Annotated in this window: 15 protein-coding genes and 1 tRNA gene; 5 read left to right on the top strand and 11 right to left on the bottom strand. The window is 42.9% G+C overall.

All coding sequences use genetic code 11. The features are described from left to right. Positions 1 to 272: 272 nt before the first annotated feature. On the top strand, positions 273 to 2,291 hold the full coding sequence (locus ACEYW6_RS01680) for a GAF domain-containing protein (RefSeq protein WP_412978376.1): 2,019 nt from the start codon (positions 273 to 275) through the stop codon (positions 2,289 to 2,291). Between the two features lie 8 nt (positions 2,292 to 2,299). After that, positions 2,300 to 2,908, top strand: coding sequence for an SRPBCC family protein (locus ACEYW6_RS01675; RefSeq protein ID WP_412978375.1), 609 nt, complete (start codon positions 2,300 to 2,302; stop codon positions 2,906 to 2,908). A 90-nt stretch (positions 2,909 to 2,998) separates the two neighbouring features. Here ACEYW6_RS01675 and ACEYW6_RS01670 read toward each other — a convergent pair. Then, a tRNA-Glu gene (locus tag ACEYW6_RS01670) sits at positions 2,999 to 3,071 on the bottom strand. 329 nt (positions 3,072 to 3,400) lie between these two features. Here ACEYW6_RS01670 and ACEYW6_RS01665 point away from each other — a divergent pair. Beyond that, a complete protein-coding gene (locus tag ACEYW6_RS01665; protein ID WP_412978374.1) occupies positions 3,401 to 5,320 on the top strand; it encodes a cation:proton antiporter in 1,920 nt (639 codons plus the stop codon). A gap of 43 nt (positions 5,321 to 5,363) precedes the next feature. On the opposite strand, the gene ACEYW6_RS01660 is transcribed toward ACEYW6_RS01665, so the two are convergent. Continuing rightward, entirely contained in the window at positions 5,364 to 6,023 is a 660-nt protein-coding gene (locus tag ACEYW6_RS01660) for a cytochrome b N-terminal domain-containing protein (protein WP_190891044.1), read from the bottom strand. Positions 6,024 to 6,384: 361 nt separating this feature from the next. Further along, complete coding sequence (locus ACEYW6_RS01655) at positions 6,385 to 7,080, bottom strand: esterase/lipase family protein (RefSeq protein ID WP_412978373.1); 696 nt, start codon at positions 7,078 to 7,080, stop codon at positions 6,385 to 6,387. A gap of 619 nt (positions 7,081 to 7,699) precedes the next feature. On the opposite strand from ACEYW6_RS01655, the gene ACEYW6_RS01650 reads away from it, so the two are divergent. After that, positions 7,700 to 9,334: a hypothetical protein gene (locus tag ACEYW6_RS01650; RefSeq protein WP_412978372.1), complete on the top strand. Its 1,635-nt coding sequence runs from the start codon at positions 7,700 to 7,702 to the stop codon at positions 9,332 to 9,334. A gap of 285 nt (positions 9,335 to 9,619) precedes the next feature. Here the strand turns inward: ACEYW6_RS01650 and petJ are convergent, their stop codons facing one another. From petJ to ACEYW6_RS01615, 7 genes are all read right to left on the bottom strand, one after another. Further along, positions 9,620 to 9,964, bottom strand: a complete 345-nt coding sequence (gene petJ, locus ACEYW6_RS01645) for a cytochrome c6 PetJ (RefSeq protein ID WP_190891037.1) — start codon at positions 9,962 to 9,964, stop codon at positions 9,620 to 9,622. A gap of 243 nt (positions 9,965 to 10,207) precedes the next feature. After that, positions 10,208 to 10,627: a plastocyanin gene (gene petE / locus ACEYW6_RS01640; protein WP_412978371.1), complete on the bottom strand. Its 420-nt coding sequence runs from the start codon at positions 10,625 to 10,627 to the stop codon at positions 10,208 to 10,210. Positions 10,628 to 11,026: 399 nt separating this feature from the next. Then, positions 11,027 to 11,518 (bottom strand): photosystem II cytochrome c-550, encoded by a 492-nt coding sequence (gene psbV / locus ACEYW6_RS01635; protein ID WP_190891032.1) that lies wholly within the window; start codon positions 11,516 to 11,518, stop codon positions 11,027 to 11,029. A 132-nt stretch (positions 11,519 to 11,650) separates the two neighbouring features. Continuing rightward, positions 11,651 to 11,866 (bottom strand): hypothetical protein, encoded by a 216-nt coding sequence (locus tag ACEYW6_RS01630; protein ID WP_190891030.1) that lies wholly within the window; start codon positions 11,864 to 11,866, stop codon positions 11,651 to 11,653. Positions 11,867 to 12,046: 180 nt separating this feature from the next. After that, positions 12,047 to 12,883 (bottom strand): carbohydrate ABC transporter permease, encoded by an 837-nt coding sequence (locus ACEYW6_RS01625; RefSeq protein WP_412978370.1) that lies wholly within the window; start codon positions 12,881 to 12,883, stop codon positions 12,047 to 12,049. Beyond that, positions 12,880 to 13,788, bottom strand: a complete 909-nt coding sequence (locus tag ACEYW6_RS01620) for a carbohydrate ABC transporter permease (RefSeq protein WP_412978369.1) — start codon at positions 13,786 to 13,788, stop codon at positions 12,880 to 12,882. Before ACEYW6_RS01620 ends, ACEYW6_RS01625 begins: the two co-directional genes overlap by 4 nt. Before the next feature lie 418 nt (positions 13,789 to 14,206). Then, complete coding sequence (locus tag ACEYW6_RS01615) at positions 14,207 to 15,427, bottom strand: ABC transporter substrate-binding protein (RefSeq protein ID WP_412978437.1); 1,221 nt, start codon at positions 15,425 to 15,427, stop codon at positions 14,207 to 14,209. Positions 15,428 to 15,655: 228 nt separating this feature from the next. On the opposite strand from ACEYW6_RS01615, the gene ACEYW6_RS01610 reads away from it, so the two are divergent. After that, complete coding sequence (locus ACEYW6_RS01610) at positions 15,656 to 17,065, top strand: MFS transporter (RefSeq protein WP_412978368.1); 1,410 nt, start codon at positions 15,656 to 15,658, stop codon at positions 17,063 to 17,065. A 95-nt stretch (positions 17,066 to 17,160) separates the two neighbouring features. Here the strand turns inward: ACEYW6_RS01610 and accD are convergent, their stop codons facing one another. After that, positions 17,161 to 18,111, bottom strand: coding sequence for an acetyl-CoA carboxylase, carboxyltransferase subunit beta (gene accD, locus ACEYW6_RS01605; RefSeq protein WP_190891018.1), 951 nt, complete (start codon positions 18,109 to 18,111; stop codon positions 17,161 to 17,163). Positions 18,112 to 18,300: the final 189 nt, after the last annotated feature.

The following is an 18,300-nucleotide window of genomic DNA, read 5'->3' as shown; positions in this document are numbered from 1 at the left end:
TTAATTATCTCAATATAAAGAAGATAAAGCAGCCACAAATAATCAGGCTAGGGCATTTTAGAATATCCTAAGTATCTCATTACCTATGTAGCAATTTGCTTAAATAGCGGGAACTTGGCCATCTGCCATAGAAAAGGGCTATAACAGGTGAGAGAAAGTATTCATAAAAAAATTGTCAATTATCAAGGTGTAGCAACACAACTAACGGGGAATAATATGCCAAGAGGTTGGGTGCAAAAACAATGGGGTTATTATCCAAGGGCGTGCCAAGAATGAAAAAGCCTTTATGGTCGTCGCCACAGTACGTAGATGACATAGATCGACTACAACCTTACCAAGTCAAGCTGATGCAGCATCAGGAAGAAACTGCCCACCAGTTGGTACAAAAAATTAACCAAATCATTGCCAATAGCTCGGCGACGGCATTGATGCTGCAAGATATTGCCCAATTGCTAGGAGTTGTCTTTCAAGTAGATTGTTGCTGCTTGGTTTCAGTAACGGGTGAGACATCCGACGAAGCGACTACTACTAATTGGTGTGCTGATGAGTATCTAGGGTTGCCACATCCAGAAGAGATGTTTTCAATGGAACAGTTGCTTATGCACTCACCAGTGTTGCAATGTGCTGCTGAACCATTAACTATTGAAGATATTTCCATCATTCAAAATAGTCTGGTAATTGGCTGTCAGTATTTGCCACTACCGATAAAAGCCGTTTTGGCAATTCCCACCCGATTTGCTGGCAATAATAATGGGGTGATTAATCTGATTAAATTCCAACCCTATGATTGGAGTGAATCAGAAAAACAACTGCTCAAAGATGTGGAGTCGGCTTGTGCGATCGCTTTTTCTCGCCTAGCACAAGCTCAACTAATTACTCATCAACAACAGTATCTGCAAAAGAACAATCAGTATCAAAGCTTGATCAAGCAATTAACTATACTGAGTCGCAGTAATTTGGAGCTTAATCAAATGCTCCAGTTAGTTATAGCCTCTACTGCTGAATCTCTACAGGCAGATCGGGGTTTGCTTATACTACTAAAATATACAGATCCACTCTTTAGGACTCAAGCCAAAAAGCAAATTCCTAAAGCGAAAGCTAGAGTAAGCGGTGAATGGACTAAGGCAACACAGATTTCCCACACTACTAAACCAGATAGCTTAGATCAGTCTTTCTTGCTTTCGGAATGTGGTTTATGTCAGCGTGCCTTCATGGATACTGGAAAACCAGTAATCTTCGATGACTATAAAGATCAAAATGATACCTCGTCAGCTGCTCCATTATTTGCAGTAGAGGAATTGCCTGCGGTATTATTAGTGCCATTAGAGAGTCAGGGTAAAATCTTAGGATTCTTGGTGCTACAGCAAGCTGTCACTCGCAATTGGCAAGCAGCAGAAATAAATCTTGTGGAAATGGTTTGTGCTCAAGTAAGTAACGCCATAATTCAGTCACAGACATTACGCCAAGTCCAAACTTTGGTAGATGAGCGGACAGCGAAACTCCAAAGCAGTCTGGAACTCCAGGCAAAATTGCATGAAAGAACCCGGCAGTATGTTGAGCAGCTACGGAAACTCAATGAACTCAAAGATGAATTTTTGAGTAATATGAGCGATCGCTTGCGCTATCCTTTGACAAACATGTTAATGTCAATTCGGAACTTACGTTTGCCAGGAATAGCACCAGAGCGTCAGGCTAGATACATAGATATCCTAGAGCAGGAATGTACAAAGGAAATTAACTTGATTAATGACTTGTTGACACTCCAGAAACTAGAGTCGCCTCACGAAGCCCCACAATTAGAATCTATAGATTTAAATACTAGAATCCAGGATATAGCAGCATCCTTCGAGAAAAAACTCGCCGAGAAGGGATTAAAGATTTCTGTAGATTTACCACAGGAGTCGCTAAAACTGCAAACTGAACTAGAGAGTTTTGACCGCATTCTCCAAGAACTGTTAACTAATGCCTGTAAATACTCAGAGCATGATACCATCGTCCATTTGGAAGCTGCTCACAGAGTTGATCAACAAATTGATCAAGTTATCATAAAGGTGACGAATACAGGACGTGCCATCTCTCAAGAAGAAGCGACTTACATCTTTGACAAGTTCCGTCGCGGAAAAGGGCGCTGGACTCCAGGGACTGGCTTGGGACTTGCTCTAGTCAAGTCTTTAGTGCAGCATCTGAATGGAGCGATCGCAGTTGAGAGTCTTCAAATCTTGGATTCTCAACAAAGCGAAATTTGCTTCACCTTGACTCTGCCCCAATTTTCTGACGAAAGCAAACCATAATTCTGAAAGTGACTAAAGAACAAAACACAACACAGAACCCTGATTTCCAGTCTTCTAGTGATGACATTAACCTCGAAGGGGCTTTGACTGCTGATGCAGTCGCTTTGGCAGCTAACATAGAAGTTCAAATTGAGAAAATAGCAGAGCGAAAGCGACAAATCAGTGCCAAAGTCCAAATTCCCCAACCAGTGGAACAAATCTGGAAGGTTCTGACAGATTATGAAGCCTTGCCTGACTTTCTTCCCAATCTTGCCAAGAGTCGTCTAATCGAACATCCCAATGGTGGAATTAGACTTGAGCAAGTAGGCTCCCAGCGCTTACTGAATTTCAACTTTTGTGCGCGGGTAGTTCTGGATTTGGAAGAATGCTTCCCCAAAGAAATTAATTTCCGCATGGTAGAAGGAGATTTTAAAGGCTTTTCTGGTAGCTGGTGCTTAGAGCCTTATTCTCTCGGTGAGTATGTAGGAACAAATCTTTGCTACACAATTCAAGTTTGGCCTAAACTCACTATGCCAGTGGGAATCATTGAAAATCGCCTGAGCAAAGACCTGCGGTTAAATCTTCTGGCTATTCACCAACGTGTAGAAAAGCTAGCCAGCAATGAACCTTATGTATAGTAAAAGTGTCATTCAGGTTTTTTCCTGAATGACACTTTTACTTAGTAAATTTATAGCAAGAAACAATTCTGCTTTTTTATTGTTTTTAAGTACCCCCAGGGGAATTCGAATCCCCGTTACCTCCGTGAAAGGGAGGTGTCCTAGGCCTCTAGACGATGGGGGCATCGGACTCAGACCTTTTATAAGTTAACCAATTTCCTTGCCTTTGTCAACAGGTTTTGCCAAAAAAAGTTTATGACAGCTAAACTGGGTGGAGGCGAAAGCTTGAATGAGGATACAAAGAGACATGGAGACACAAAAAGAATTCAGTAGACGCTTCTGTGGGAAGCCGCAGGGTGCGTCAGCGTCCGGCGCTGGGGATTTAAAAAGATATCCAGATAGAAAAAACGCTAAATTCAGCAATGGACAAAGGGTATGATGTTGTACCGTGTAAAGTTAATGTTTACGGTTTTTTATAAAAGATTTTGAAATAAATCGCTCAAAATCTACAACATGGAAGCATCTTTTGAAATTACCCTACAGATGGCGATCGCCGTCCTTGCAGGCATTAGCGCCCAAGTGCTGGCTGCATATTTTCGGATACCCAGCATCGTTTTGTTATTGCTGTTAGGAATCCTCTTTGGCTCTGATGGCATCGGGCTGTTGCATCCCCATTTGCTAGGTACTGGACTAGAAGTTATTGTCGCCCTAGCAACGGCAATCATTTTGTTTGAAGGCGGACTGAACTTGGATTTACGTGAGTTAGGTAGAGTTTCAGTCAGCCTGCAATTGCTCGTCACTCTAGGAACGCTGATCACACTGCTTGGTGGGAGTATGGCAGCCCACTGGCTGGGTGAATTTCCCTGGAATATAGCTTTTCTCTATGCTTCTATAGTTGTGGTTACAGGTCCAACCGTGGTTGGGCCTTTGCTTAAACAAATCAATGTAGATCGGCAAGTAGCAACACTCTTGGAAGGAGAAGGGGTTTTAATTGATCCTGTAGGAGCTATCCTCGCCTTCGTTGTCCTCGATACCATTTTGAACGGCGATGCTGACCCAATTAATGCGATCGTCGGTTTACTCATGCGCCTGGGTGTTGGTGCGGCAATTGGTGGTGCTGGCGGTTATCTGATGAGTTTGATTTTCAAACGCGCCAGTTTTCTGTCATTTGAGCTAAAAAACTTAGTGGTGTTAGCAATACTTTGGAGCTTGTTTACCTTATCGCAAATGATCCGCAGTGAATCGGGAGTAATGACAACAGTAGTTGCAGGAGCAGTCTTTGCTAACTCCTCAGTCCCAGAAGAACGTCTGTTAAGGAGTTTTAAAGGTCAGCTGACAATTCTCAGTGTCTCGGTGCTATTCATCTTATTAGCTGCTGATTTATCCATTGCCAGTGTATTTGCTTTGGGTTGGGGTAGTTTATTCACTGTTTTGGTACTAATGTTTGTCGTTCGCCCGATTAATATCCTCTTGTGTACGTGGAACAGTGACTTAAACTGGCGACAGAAACTATTTTTAAGCTGGGTTGCTCCTAGAGGAATTGTTGCCGCCTCCGTAGCTTCTTTTTTTGCAATTTCGCTGACCCAACGTGGCATTAACGGCGGTGATTCCATTAAAGCTTTAGTCTTCCTCACAATTATTATGACTGTTGTCTGCCAAGGGCTAACAGCTGGTTGGGTTGCTAAATTGCTGCAAATCACCTCCAAAGACGTAACTGGGGCAGTGATTGTGGGTTGTAATCCCTTGAGTCTTTTGATTGCCCGGTTCTTTCAAGAACGAGAAGAAAACGTGGTCATGATTGATACTGACCCCCAATGTCTTGTTCAAGCTGAGGCGCAAAATCTGCGGGTGATTGCCAGCAGTGCGCTGGATGCTGCTGTTTTGGAAGAGGCAGGACTTGCCTCTATGGGTACTTTTTTGGCTATGACAAGTAATGGCGAGGTGAATTTTGTTTTGGCTCAAAGGGCAGCTGAGGAATTTAAGCCGCCGCGCGTCTTAGCTGTTTTCCCACGCGATCCGCAAGCGAATATTTCGGCTAGTAATAAAGTTAATCAAGCTTTTATCCCAGACTTAGCGATTAAAACTTGGAATGAATATTTGAATGATGGAAGAGTCAAGTTGGGGACAACTACGCTAAATGAGTTGGAGTTTTCCACTCAATGCGATCGCATCCAAGAAAAGATTCGGACTGGGGTATTGATACCACTATTGGTAGAGCGAGAAGAACGCTTACAGGTAATGCCAGCTAACCAAGAGTGGGAAGTTGGCGATCGCATTATTTACCTGTTGCATGACCCCAGACCTAGCCTTTTAAAACGCTTATCTGGTGCTACCCAATCCACTCCCCTCTCTCTAGAAAAGTTACCGGAGGTTGAAGACCTATCCCTCGCCCAATTGTCTCAATTTTCCGCTAGTGAGGCTCCTGGGGGATAAGGGGGATGGGGACAGGGGAAAATTCTTAACTTTTGACTCTTTATTATCCTTGGGAAGGAATAAACTTGCCTTCTGGTGGTTGTTGCAAATTATCAATTTCTGGTCTTGGTGCTTCTTGATACATTTCCCATTCCTGCCACAGTAAAGCAGATAAATGAACTATGGCAAGAATTAGTGTCGCCACGGAAATTAAATAACTGTGTATTGTGTAAAGATGTTCGACAGTAACTGTGTTAATCGCTCCACCCCCAGTGAGGATGTCGCGCAGTTGTCCACCAATCAAAGGAATGGCTTCGATGGTTCCTAGTTCAATGTTAAAACGCCAGTATCCTTCCTGAGTCCAATCTAGGATCATCGCTGTCCAATTCAGCCCGATCGCACTTAAGGTCAACAAAATCCCACTAATCCAAGCAGCCAGCCAACTCTTGCGAAATTGCCGACCTAAAAACATCACCACAATTTGAATGAGAGCGATCGCAATTATCGCGTTACCAGCAATATCATGCGCTCTCCAAAACAACCAGCCATATGGCAGTTGTGTATTAATCATCTTCAATGAGTTATAAGCTCCGCCTGCTGTCGGTTCATAGTAAAAAGAAAGCATTACTCCGGTAGAGATATAAATTAAGCACAGAGTCAGAATCACGACCGATAATATCGTCGCTACTCGTCGCAAAATCCTATCGAACTGGGTGCTTTGCATAGCTCACCCCTCCTGTTCTTAACTAGGTATTTATTACAGTTACAATTTTAGCTAAGAAATATTAATAAATGTTGCATTACCCAAATAAAATATATAGTTTCCACTCAGATACGGTACAAGATTATATTGCTAGGTGTAGGGGCACGGCACTGCCCATACGGGTGTACCTCACGTAAACTAGAACCGCTATAGTTTTTTAAATCGGATATGTTACACCATTTGCGATGAGCTAACTAGCCCGCCTCAGACTTAAGTCTGAGCCTAATAGCCCCAACCGTTTACTAGTCGTCTTTAGACGACTTTAGCTATTAGGTTAGTAATTCATTGCTAGGCGATTGTTAAAAATAGCGCAAGTTACCAGTTAAATCAAATATTGCACCCAAGCTTTTAAGGGTTCTGGTGAACCATACCAAATCCCAGGACTTCTCGGAGAATGCTTCACACCTTCAATCACCAGATTTTCTGCGCCTTCTAAGTGAGCAGCTTCAATGGGCGTGATTCCATCTCCCCAAGTGTTGCCCTTACCACAAGTTAATTGGTAACTACTGTAAGCTAACCAACTACCAGGCCGCCTTTGCCCAAAGATAGTTTTGCCAGCTACACAAACGTAACGAACGTTTTTGTAAAAAGCTCCTGGGTAGTTATTGGTCACAAAATCTAGATTGGAGCGAGTCCAGCGTTCTTGACTAATATGGGGTGTACCCAAGGTTATGAGAGTAGCAATCAAGGGATGCGCTTTCCAGAGGGATGGTTTAACGTTACCTCTTGCCAAATAAGGCTTTTCTCCCATGTAGATACGGGATATCCAACCTCCCGCTGAGTGACCAATCAAGTTAACTTGAGTAGCATTATGTTGCAGCAATGTATGCTTGATCGTAAGATCGAGTTGTTGCAGAATTGGCGTTATCGGTCTTCCTCCAATAGTGGGTAGCCAGTCACGCCGTCGCAGTGGTACTGTAACCGTTGAAATATTTAACTCTTGTAGGGATTGTTCTAGTTGGTGGTAAGCGATCGCGCTTTCTAGATATCCAGGTACAATAACTGTCGGTAACGGCATTTTAAATTTTGGTTGCAATGATTTAGGGTTTGAACTTTTTTGGCGAAGAAGTAGTCAGAAGTTAAAAGTTAAAATTGCGATCGCATGACTGACTCCTTTTATAAAAACCCAAATAGCTTTAGCGGGGTTTAAGGCTAGAATGTCAATAAAATTGTACAATTTGCAACAGTTTTAGGGACTGCTAATGTGGTAGTATTTTCACATAGGGGCTAGTCTAGGACAAGCAAGTGTGCCATCTGTTACAGAAGTGTAGTTGACTGAAAAACAGTAGAAAAAACAAGGCAACTTCAGCAGACGTTGTGATGCGCTCAGACTTTTCTGTTCACCGAAACTTTAGAAATATCCCAGATATTAATCTTAGTTGTGTGCGTCATAACAATAAGAAATCAAAAGTAGTAATTTTTCAAATATCTCTTTAGTAAGCTCAAATTTAGAACACATGATACAGCGTCATTGATCAATTAAATAGTGAAATAAGTGGCAATTTTGGCGTTTTAATTGCCAGGATATGAAGTTATTATTTCCTTAGAGGGACGCATATATTGCAAGATATTGCAATATAGTCAAAAAGAGAAAATCGCTAGTCAACTGCAACTGAGCCGAGTGAACGATAACAGCTATGTCTTACGTCTCCCTGTTTAAAAATATACCAGAAATCTTAAGCCAGCCAATTGGGATAGCAGCTATAGCTTCTCTTGGCATTCACGGTGCGATCGCGATGATTGTGCCATTGATGCCTATGGATTCTAGCAAACCCAGAGATACAGAATCATCCAAAACCGTCGGACTTTTGGAATTGAGCCAAGCCGACCAAAGCCGTTTGCCGCAAAGCACGCCCCAAGTCGGTTTACAACAACTTCCTCCAATAGCGCCACTTTCTGCTCCCAACTTTAGTGCCCAAACTGGATTAGCCCCATTGGCACCACCGCCATCCAGCCAGTTAGTAATGCCTCCGTTACCCGCATCATTGAATAACTATCGGGTGTCTTCCTTGCCTACAAGGCAGTCTTTGCGGATGATTCCTAGTGATAATTTGCGATTTGATGCCTCTAAATTTGACAGTTCTAAATTCAATAACAGCGCCAAATTCTCTCCATCAGTTCCTCGTGTGAATGTCACTGACACCAAATACGAGGCACCTCAGCCGCTGGCTATAAATAGATTGCCAGAATTGCAGTCGCAGAAAATACCCGATGATATTCTGCAAAATACCCAACCGCCAAATCTATCTGACACTAGCCCCATTACAACAGCACAGGGAAATACGACTCCACAGATGACGCAAGCAGGGAACGATGCGTCTAGAATTGCTCAAAACCCGCTGATAAATTCTTTAAAACAAACTCCAAGGACTGGGGATAGCTTAACCCTAATTAGGGACACCACGCTCAAGACACCCGATTCATCTGTGAAAGGAACTGAACTGGCAATTGCACAGCTAGACTCTTACGCAAACCTGAGAAAAGAAGTCCAGCAACAATACCCTAACGCGGAACAAAAACCAGTTATCCGCCAAACATTACCCACCGATAAACCGAATCTTGAAGGCTCTGTTATGGGTGTATTAGTGGTAGATCCTGATGGTAAGGTCTTAGATATCAAGTTTCAAGACAAGTTAGTTTCCCGTGAATTGCAATTAGAAGCAAGGGAATACTTTAACAAGCAATCCCCCAAGGGAGATAAACAGATTAGTTCCTATCCATTTAACTTACGTTTCCAAAACAGCACTAGCAACAGCACTGGGACTACTCAATTATCTGCACCGGGAATCAATAACAATCAGCTTACCCCTTCACCAGCAGCTACTTCTAAACCATTTCCTGAGCTGCGAATCAGAAATAACCAGTCCACGCCTTCATCGACAGGTACTCTTAAGCCATTAACTGCACCAGGAGTCAATGGCAATCAGCCTGAGTTATCACCGGCAGCTACTCCCAAACCATTATCTGAACTGCGCATCAGAAATAACCAGCCTGCGTCCTTACCGACAGGTACTCTCAAACCATTAACTGCACCGGGAGTCAATAGCAATCAACCTACGCCCTCACCAGCTGTTACTTCTAAACCATTCTCTGAACTGCAAATCAGAAATAACCAGCTTACGCCTTCATCGACAGCTACTACTCCTGAACCGTTAGTTCTGCCGAGAGTCAATAAGACTCAGCCTACACCCTCTACTGAATCGGATGGAAAATTAGTAGAACGGTTGCGTGAAGTGAAGGAAAATAGACAAAAGTCTAATCCAGAAAAATAATCACCAGCGGCTGATTTTGGATTAAGAACAAGCTAAAAGCTATGAACGATAAAGATTCTGAATTTATCATTCATCTTTAAAATATCGTTTTTAGCAGTTGACGAACTGGCTATAGCTAGTTCGTCAGATATAACTAAATTTGAAATTGATTAGAAGATTATACCTAATAAATACACTTAGGTATTTCCAACAACAAAATTCTCCAATCTTGTGAGGTGGGTGTCTAACCCGCCTTTAATTGCCGGCGAGACACTTACCCCACAAGAAGTATACGGTACAGCTACTTTACCAGCCTTGTTCTGCATTCTGAAAAACGTAAGCAGCTACCTCCAGAATCTCCTCAGAAGTTAACTTGCTTTTAAAGGCAGGCATGGCATTTTTACCATTTTGTACTTGGTGGATAATCGCCTCGATTGAGTCGCTATTATAATTTTCTAGGTACTTTGATAATGCTTCCTTTTTCAAGGTTTTCTGGCTAATGAGGATATTACCGCCACCTATATGGCAAGAAGCGCAGTTAGCCTCGAAAATTTTAGCACCATTGGATATTTCGGCAGCTAGTGCTGGACTAATGAATGTCAATTTGAATAAAGCGATCGCTAAAAGTAGGATTAATAAAAGTATTCTCAACAGAATTTCCTCGCAACAAGCCTCCAGCAAGAGTATAAACGCGATTAATGCCTGATTAAGTCAAATTTGATCAAAATTGGCGGTAACGAGTTCACCCCTCTATCGCCACAGGTTACTTAGCGTCTTAGGGGAGGATAGGACTCGTTACCGCCATTTATCCATTGTGTGCGTCACTCTAGGAGTGTGGCATGTTGAGATGAGCTAATTTCACTGATAAATCATCTTGTGCCAACGGCGAGGTTTCTAGCCTTCGACAGTGATTGTACCAACCATGCCAGCACCACGGTGGGGTTCGCAGTAGAAGGTGTAGTCACCAGCAGGTGCATCTGCGGGGAAGGTGGTTGTTTCCTTTTGACCAGCACTCATTAGCAAATTCTTATGAGACAGGGATTTTGCTAAAGCGGCATCCTTGGCGGGGTTTTTGGCAGCATCAAACACAACATTATGGGGAGGAACTTTATTGTTCACCCATTCAATTGTGTCACCTGGTTTAATTGTCAACTTTTTCGGTTCAAATGCCAGCATTCCTTTATCGCTACCCAATTTCACCTTGTAGGTTTCAGCCGAAGCACTGGGAGTAAAAACAGCAAAGCTGCTAACAACTAAAAGGATTGTTAACACAGCTAAACTAAGGCGTCGCAAGCTTGCGGATATAAATTTCATCGCTCTCTCCTAACAAACAATTTTTTTTCCTTTCTCATTTTAAATAAAATCAACGCCAAATATGACAATCTGTCATAGATACATTTTTTTTTTAAGAATGGGGAGCAATTTATTGAGAACATCTGTGCAATTAGTAATAAATACTAGACTGCTATAGACCAAAAAGCCTGTGAATAAAGGTAATCGGTAAAATTATAGATTTTTATTTTTCTTGAGGAATATCTTAATTTTTCAAAAATTTTCCGTGCCCCAACCAGGAGCCTGTTGTGCTGCTGCGAAACGAAAGCAGCTAAATTTTGCTGAAAACTAGGCATTGGGGGCTAGGAATTAGGGACTGATTTCTTTCCAATCCCTAATCCCCAGCACCCAGTACCCAATACCCAGTACTAATTCCAGGATTTAGTAATAGATTTTTCCGCCTCCCCACTTAGTGCCAACGATTTTGGGTTGTAAGAGAATATGACCGGCGATCGCCTCCAAGTCATCATCTGTCAGATTTCGCATTGCTGTGAAAATATCTGCGCTTTTGATACTGGGGTGTATTTCGGAAATCTCTTCTTCCCCGTCGTAAGTAGTGGGATTTTTCAGGTAATCCACTAAGCCTTCAATGTTATTACGGTTGGGTGTTGCCAGTGCCAGATCATCTGGAGTGAGTCCCACGTTCTGGTTTACCTTGGTAACTCCCCCAGCATGACATTGGGCGCAAGCGTAATTAAATAAGCGTTTACCTTCTTTGACTTGTTTCAGGCTAAGTACGACGGTATCACCTTGAGCATTTAATGGCACTGTTCGGGTAGCTTCGTCCAGTTCCACTGCTGTCGCGCTACCGACAAACAACTGAAACGAGAGTAAAACAGTGGCCATAACAACGCCAATTAGTCTTCTAAACATGTTTCCCCTTAAAAATTTTGACGCTCAACACAGCTAAGAAAGCGGTTCTCAATCTCCAAGCTGCTAATTGCTAATGACTCATTGTTTTTTGTCATTAGCTATCAGTGATTAGCTAAAGCCCAAGATCACCCTTCAGATGACCTCGTTATCACCCACCAAGTCACTAGTACCTTTTGGGCGTGTTTCAGATGATATTTGGGAAATAATTGCCTTTGCATCTTCTAACGCCAAACGGGTCTTTTGGTGTTTGTAGGCGATTCCCAGTTGGTTGCACAGAGAAAACACTTTTTCTACAGGAATGCTGTAGTCGGCTGCTATCTCTGCGATCGATAGGTCTGCAAAACCCATAATGCTTGTTAACTGATAGATAGAGATTGAGTCGCTGTAATACCAATATCACGTTAGGAGTGCAATTTGTTGCCCAAAATACTGTTTGGGGAATGGGAGGGGAAAAGAGGGTAGGGGGAGTAGGGGGAGCAGGGGAAGCAAGGGAAGAATTTTTAACTAATGACTAATGACTAATGACTATTAACCTTTTCCCCCGGTAAAGGTGACGCTTTGAATAAAGTAACGATTAAAAAAGGCGTAAATGCCTAAAGCTGGCAGGGTAAAGACCATAGAAGCCGCCATAATGTAGTTCCAATAACTGATGTATTGACCTTTGAAGGTGTTCAGCCCCAAAGGGAGGGTAAACATTTCTGGGTCAAATAGGATAACTATAGGCAGTAAAAAATTATTCCAACTTCCCATGAACACAAAAACTGCCTGTGCTGCCAGTGCTGGTTTTGCTAAAGGTAAGACAATATGTCGAAAAATTCCAAAGGTATTTAAACCATCCAGTTGAGCTGCTTCTTCTAGTTCTTTAGGAAAATTAACGAAAAACTGCCGCATCATAAAGATAAAAGTGGCATTAACCATACTAGGGACAATCATTCCTTGGTAAGAATTCAGCCAACCGATCGCTTTCAAAATCAAAAATGTGGGAATTAGGGTGATTTGCGCTGGTACTGCCAGCACAGCCAAAATTAGGAAGAACCAGAAGCGCTTACCCACAAAGCGCAGTCTTGCCAAGGCATAACCAGCCATTGAATTTAACAACAAGTTTAAAAGCGTAACGCTGACGGCGATCGCCACACTGTTGAACAACCAGCGCCAAAACAGCGGTTCTTGGAGAAAGATTTGTCTGTAGTTATCGAAAGTAAAATTCTTGGGGAGAAAATTGGGTTCACCGCCGACAATCTCTGTTAGCGGCTTAAATGATGCTGAAAGTGCCCAGAGAAAGGGAATTAGGGTGACGATCGCATAGAGTGTCAGCAAGAGGTATAACAAAACTTTGAGCCAGGATAAGCCAGAGATGTTAGTCAAATCCGTTCGCCTCCAAAAAGTCGCTGCTGAATTAAAGTGATGGCAATGATTACTGCTGCTAACAAAAATGCGATCGCAGCTGCATATCCCATTTGTAAATTCCGAAACACAGCTTGGTAAATTAGCAGTACCACAGTTAAGGTAGCGTTGTTTGGCCCGCCAGTACCCCCAGAAAAGATGTAAGACTGGTCAAAAAGTTGAAAAGTCCCAATCACCCCCACTGCTACCACAAAGAAGGTTACAGGCTTAAGCAAGGGAAGAGTAATGTGGATAAATTGCTGCCACCCATTTGCGCCATCGAGTTCCGCCGCCTCATAAAGTGTTTGGGGTATATCTTGCAACGCCGCTAGATAAATCACCATGAAAAATGGTGCGGTTGACCAAATGTTCATGATCATAATGCCTTTGAGCGCAACTGCTGGATCACCCAACCAGTTATAAGTAGGTAGCCCGACAAAAGTCAGGAAATCGTTTAGTAGCCCATCGGTGTTATAAATCCACATGAAGATGAGTGTTAGCACTGCTGAAGAAGTGACTGTCGGCAAAAAATAGAGGATACGCCACCAGTTTTTACCACGAATCCCCGAATTCAGAGTTACCGCCAGAATTAAAGCCAGGATAGTTTGAGTTGGCACAACAATGGCTACATATTCTGCTGTGTTTCTCAAAGCAATCCAAACTCGTTCATCTTCAGCTAATCGTGTGAAGTTCCGAAAACCGATGAACTCGTACTCAATACCGCCAAGAAGTTGAACTTTTTGCAAGGAAAGAAAAACGGCGTAGAGAATGGGTAAGACTACGAAAGTCCCTAAAACTAGAATGGTGGGCATCATGAACATATACCCAGCCAAGTTTTCTGTGATATTCCACCTGGGGTTACTCCGCCGCCTGCTGATTTCAAACACTATTGAACCTCCATCTAATCCCGCACTAACCCGGCTGTAGCGATGGGTAGTGCATGATTATTTATCGTACTTCGTCCTCTGAACTTGGAACTTTGACCTCAGAACTCGGAACTCCGTGCTTTGAACTCGGAATTTCGACCTCAGAACTCAGAACTTCATGCTTTGAACTTGGAACTTCGACCTCAGAACTCAGAACTCCGTGCTTTGAACTTGGAATTTCGACCTCAGAACTCAGAACTTCGTGCTTTGAACTCGAAATTTCGACCTCAGAACTCAGAACTCCGTGCTTTGAACTTGGAATTTTGACCTCAGAACTCGGAACTTCGTGCTTTGAACTTGGAATTGCCAAAATTTCAAAATAATTGAAGAGTTAAGTTAAACGAATGTGAGAGTAAGAAATAGGACAATTTTTAATTGCTTAATCCATTGCTTTAATCTGCTGATTAGCTTCATTTTCTGCCCGCACCATCGCTTGCTTTAATGGTTGTTGTCCCAACAAGGCACTGACAAATTGATTCTCAAAGTTATTCACGATCGCAGCTGGATACTGACCTACCTGCCACGGTGTAGCATAATCCACTCCCGCCACTAATGGCGATCGCAATGGATCTTGGTCGTAACCCAAATTCTTTGCCACTGATTTCCGGGTTGGCAAAGCAAATCCTGTTCCTGTCCACTTCTGCATTCCTTCTTTACCTGTGAGATAAGAAATCAACTCCCAGGCTTCGGCTTTGTGTTGTGCTTGCTTATTCATTACGTAGGCAACTGTAAACACCATCGTGCCTTTTTTGTCATTAATAGTAGGCACTGGTGCAGTAGCAAACTCTACTTGGGGAAAGGTTTCAGTTAAGTAGGGAATTGCCCAGTTACCTTCAATTACCATAGCCACTTTACTCTGACCAAACATTTCACTACCTGAGTTTGTCCCTACATCAGATTTTTGGGCTGAGGAGCGGTCTTTTTGATACTGGTCTACCACCAACTCTAAACCCTGTAATCCTGCCTCACTGGCAAAGGTAGCATAACCATTTTGATCAACGAGTTGCCCACCAAAGGCTTTAATTTTATAAGCCTGACGCGCTAATTCTGGAATTTCTCCAAAGCCGTATCTATTAAGTTTGCCTGTCAATTGCTTCGAGTAGTTACGTAGTTCATCCCAAGTAGCCGGCGGATTACTCAACCCTGCGGCGGCGAAGGCTTTTTTGTTATAAAACAGAGCAAGGGTGGAATAGTCTTTGGGAAGACCATAAATCTGGTTCTGGTATTTGAAACTGTCGAGTAGGGTATGCTCGAAGTCCGCTAGGTCAAATTCGGGGGTGATATAACTTTCTAACGGTTCCAGGACATTTTGACTCATCAAGAAAGGAGCTTCTAGGGCATCCAGATAAAAGACATCGGGCGCAGCTTCCCCAACTAAACGAGTTTTGATTACATCCATGTATTGGTCAGAAATTACCTCATATTTGACCTTAATAGTTGGATGTTGTGCTTCAAAGTCTTGCAGTACCTGCCTCAAAAGTTTTTGCTCAACAGGAGAGCCTCCCCATCCACTGAGCTTAATGGTGACTGCGGTAGATGCTAACGGTTTGCTTGGTAATTGTAGGCTTTGACAAGCAATAATAGCGATCGCGATCGCCATCACCAATCCCAAAAAATTAAATAATTTTTTCTTGATCACAGACAGATAATAGTTTCTTTCTTCTTACTTATACCTTCTGTTGCTAAGGAGTGAAATTTTACTTATTTGAAATTTTTGTTGAGAATTGCAAGCTAAAATAACGAAAAATTATCAGAAATGCTAAAAAAGCATACTGAGTTCCTTTGCAACCGGATTACTCCCAGAATGCTTTACTTATAAACATACATTATGGATTTTGTTCAGGTTGAAACAACTGCGCCACTGACTCTGGAAATTCCCCAGATTGCTTTACCATCAACAGCACTTTCTCCAACCTCTCGAATTCCCAAGGATAGTATTCGCACTAGTTTAAAAGCCTCCACTGCGGATTCTGTCTTAGCAGCGGTTTACTCCCTTGGAACTGGCGGAATTTTACTCAGCAATTTCTTGGTGGAATTGGGTGCTAGTCCAGTGGTATTTGGGATGCTGTGCTCTATCCCAATGTTGGTCAATCTTATTCAGCCGTTGGGTGCTTACTTATCTGAACGTAGTACCAGCCGCTTTCAATATTCTCTTCGGACACACGGAATTGGTCGACTGCTATGGCTGGTTCTAGTAATTGGTATTGTAGGCGTAAGCTGGGGAGCGATTAATACTCATCAGTTAGTTATATTGACACTCTTGATTGTTCTATTCAGCAGTCTTTTGGGAGGACTAGGAGCGGCATCGTGGCTAAGTTGGGTAGCAATGATAGTTCCCCGGCGATTGCGAGGCAGGTATTTTGGTATACGCAATAGTGCTGCTAGTCTCACCAATTTGGTTTGCGTACCAATAGCTGGCCTAGTTGTATCACATTGGTATGGTGGAAGTCTCCAAGGTTATGGGGTGGTTTTGCTGGTAAGTATAGTGTTTGGGATTGCGGGATTGGGGTGTCAATATTTTCAGGTGGATGTGAATCCGCGATCGCAAAACACTTATTATGGCAAGTTAACTCAAACAAATGAGATTCAATCAGAGGTTGCAAAAGATGAATCTTGTAGTGTGCCTACTCCACAAAACCAATTAGAAAGCAGTATCTGGAAAAACTCTAACTTTTTGAGATTTCTGCTGTATTTAAGCTTCTGGACGCTTGCTGTTAACCTCAGCAGTCCTTTTTTTAACCTCTATATGCTCGACACACTGGATTTGGATGTGAGCTACGTGACTATCTACAACAGCCTTCAGGCGGGGGCGACTTTGCTGATGCTGATCCTGTGGGGAAAATTAGCAGACAAGATAGGCAATCGTCCCATCCTCATCTGTATTGGAATTTTGGTTGCAGCCACACCACTGCTGTGGCTGGGGATTGGTGTTAATCGCCTTGACATCTGGTTATGGTTACCGCTGTTACACATCTTGATTGGAGGTACTTGGGCGGCAATTGACTTGTGCAACAACAATATACAATTAGCGATCGCACCAATTAAAAATCAGTCTATCTATTTTGCGATCGCAGCTGCCGTTGCTGGAGCAAGTGGTGCTTTAGGCATAACTATAGGCAGCTTTATAGTGCAATTTGCTCAGTTTGGAGGCTTGCTGGGGTTGTTTGCCCTCTCTAGTCTATTTCGACTAACAGCACTTGTTCCACTCATGTTTCTTCAAGAGCCAGGCAGAGGTTAGGGATTGAAAAGTGAGAAGTTAGAAGTTAAGAGTGAGGAGTTATGAATTTTTCACTCATAACTCCTCACTCCTAACTCTTCACTTTTGACTTTTGACTATTCTGCGGCGGTAGAAGTCAAGGACATTGTTTCCCACAACACCATATGAGGTGTTGTTAGTACAGGCTGGTGTAGGGCTATCAGCTGGGTTAGGGTGTTCTTTAATTGGGTACGGGGTACGATATCATCAACAAAACCGTGCAGGAGCAAATCTTCAGCAGTCTGAAAATCATCAGGTAGTTTTTCCCGCAGGGTTTGCTCAATCACTCGCCGACCGGCAAAACCGATGGTTGCCTTGGGTTCTGCCAAAATGATATCGCCCAACATTGCAAAACTTGCGGTAACGCCGCCTGTTGTGGGATTGGTCAAAACCGGAATATATAATAGTCGAGCGTCTTTATGGCGCTGTAGGGCTGCGGAGATTTTCGCCATCTGCATCAGGGAGAGCATTCCTTCTTGCATTCTCGCGCCCCCGGAGGTGCAGACAATAACTACAGGATACCGCCGTTGAGTGGCTTGCTCAATCATGCGGGTGAGTCTTTCTCCCACGACCGAACCCATGCTACCACCCATGAAGCGGAAGTCCATAACCCCAAGGGCAATGGGTAAACCATTAATTTGACCTAAACCAGTTTTAACTGCGTCTATTAAGCCAATTTTCTCTTGCATTTCCCGCAGGCGATCGCTGTAGAGTTTGCGATCGCGAAATTCCAACGGATCGGTTGGACGCAAATGCTCGTCTAGCGGTTTCCAAGTATTATGATCTATCAATTGACGGATGCGCTCATCGCTGTCTACCCGATTGTGATGACCACATTCAGCACAAACCATCTGATTGGCTTTCAGGTCTTTTGTATATGCCAACACGCTACACTTAGAACATTTATGCCATAGTCCATCAGCAATTTCACGTTCTTGGCGTTCGAGGCTGGTAGATCCTGATTTCCGTCGATTGGCAAACCAATCAAATAGAGACTTTAAACCGCGTGATTCTTCGTTGTTAGCCATTTTTTATTTTATTTTAAGTGGGTATGAGGTCGAAAACATGTCAAGCCGTATCGGGTTGTCTTTAGCCTTTTGCCATTTGTCTTTATTAATGAAAAAAGGCTACATCGTCAAACTACGCTTTTAAGCAATTCAGACCTTAATTTTCATCTTTGGTTGCCAGCTTAACGAAAATACTTATGCCAATACAAG

Source organism: Nostoc sp. UIC 10607, from assembly GCF_047228265.1.
Lineage (GTDB): Bacteria > Cyanobacteriota > Cyanobacteriia > Cyanobacteriales > Nostocaceae > Nostoc > Nostoc foliaceum_A.
Note: the sequence above shows the minus strand (reverse complement) of the source record. Positions and strands in the feature narration are given on the sequence as shown.

Coding starts and splice junctions, on each gene's coding strand:
- ACEYW6_RS01680 (WP_412978376.1), top strand. CDS start 273: ATGAAAAAGCCTTTATGGTCGTCGCCACAGTACGTAGATGACATAGAT.
- ACEYW6_RS01665 (WP_412978374.1), top strand. CDS start 3,401: ATGGAAGCATCTTTTGAAATTACCCTACAGATGGCGATCGCCGTCCTT.
- ACEYW6_RS01660 (WP_190891044.1), bottom strand. CDS start 6,023: ATGCAAAGCACCCAGTTCGATAGGATTTTGCGACGAGTAGCGACGATA.
- ACEYW6_RS01655 (WP_412978373.1), bottom strand. CDS start 7,080: ATGCCGTTACCGACAGTTATTGTACCTGGATATCTAGAAAGCGCGATC.
- ACEYW6_RS01650 (WP_412978372.1), top strand. CDS start 7,700: ATGTCTTACGTCTCCCTGTTTAAAAATATACCAGAAATCTTAAGCCAG.
- petE (WP_412978371.1), bottom strand. CDS start 10,627: ATGAAATTTATATCCGCAAGCTTGCGACGCCTTAGTTTAGCTGTGTTA.
- psbV (WP_190891032.1), bottom strand. CDS start 11,518: ATGTTTAGAAGACTAATTGGCGTTGTTATGGCCACTGTTTTACTCTCG.
- ACEYW6_RS01630 (WP_190891030.1), bottom strand. CDS start 11,866: ATGGGTTTTGCAGACCTATCGATCGCAGAGATAGCAGCCGACTACAGC.
- ACEYW6_RS01615 (WP_412978437.1), bottom strand. CDS start 15,427: ATGGCGATCGCGATCGCTATTATTGCTTGTCAAAGCCTACAATTACCA.
- ACEYW6_RS01610 (WP_412978368.1), top strand. CDS start 15,656: ATGGATTTTGTTCAGGTTGAAACAACTGCGCCACTGACTCTGGAAATT.
- accD (WP_190891018.1), bottom strand. CDS start 18,111: ATGGCTAACAACGAAGAATCACGCGGTTTAAAGTCTCTATTTGATTGG.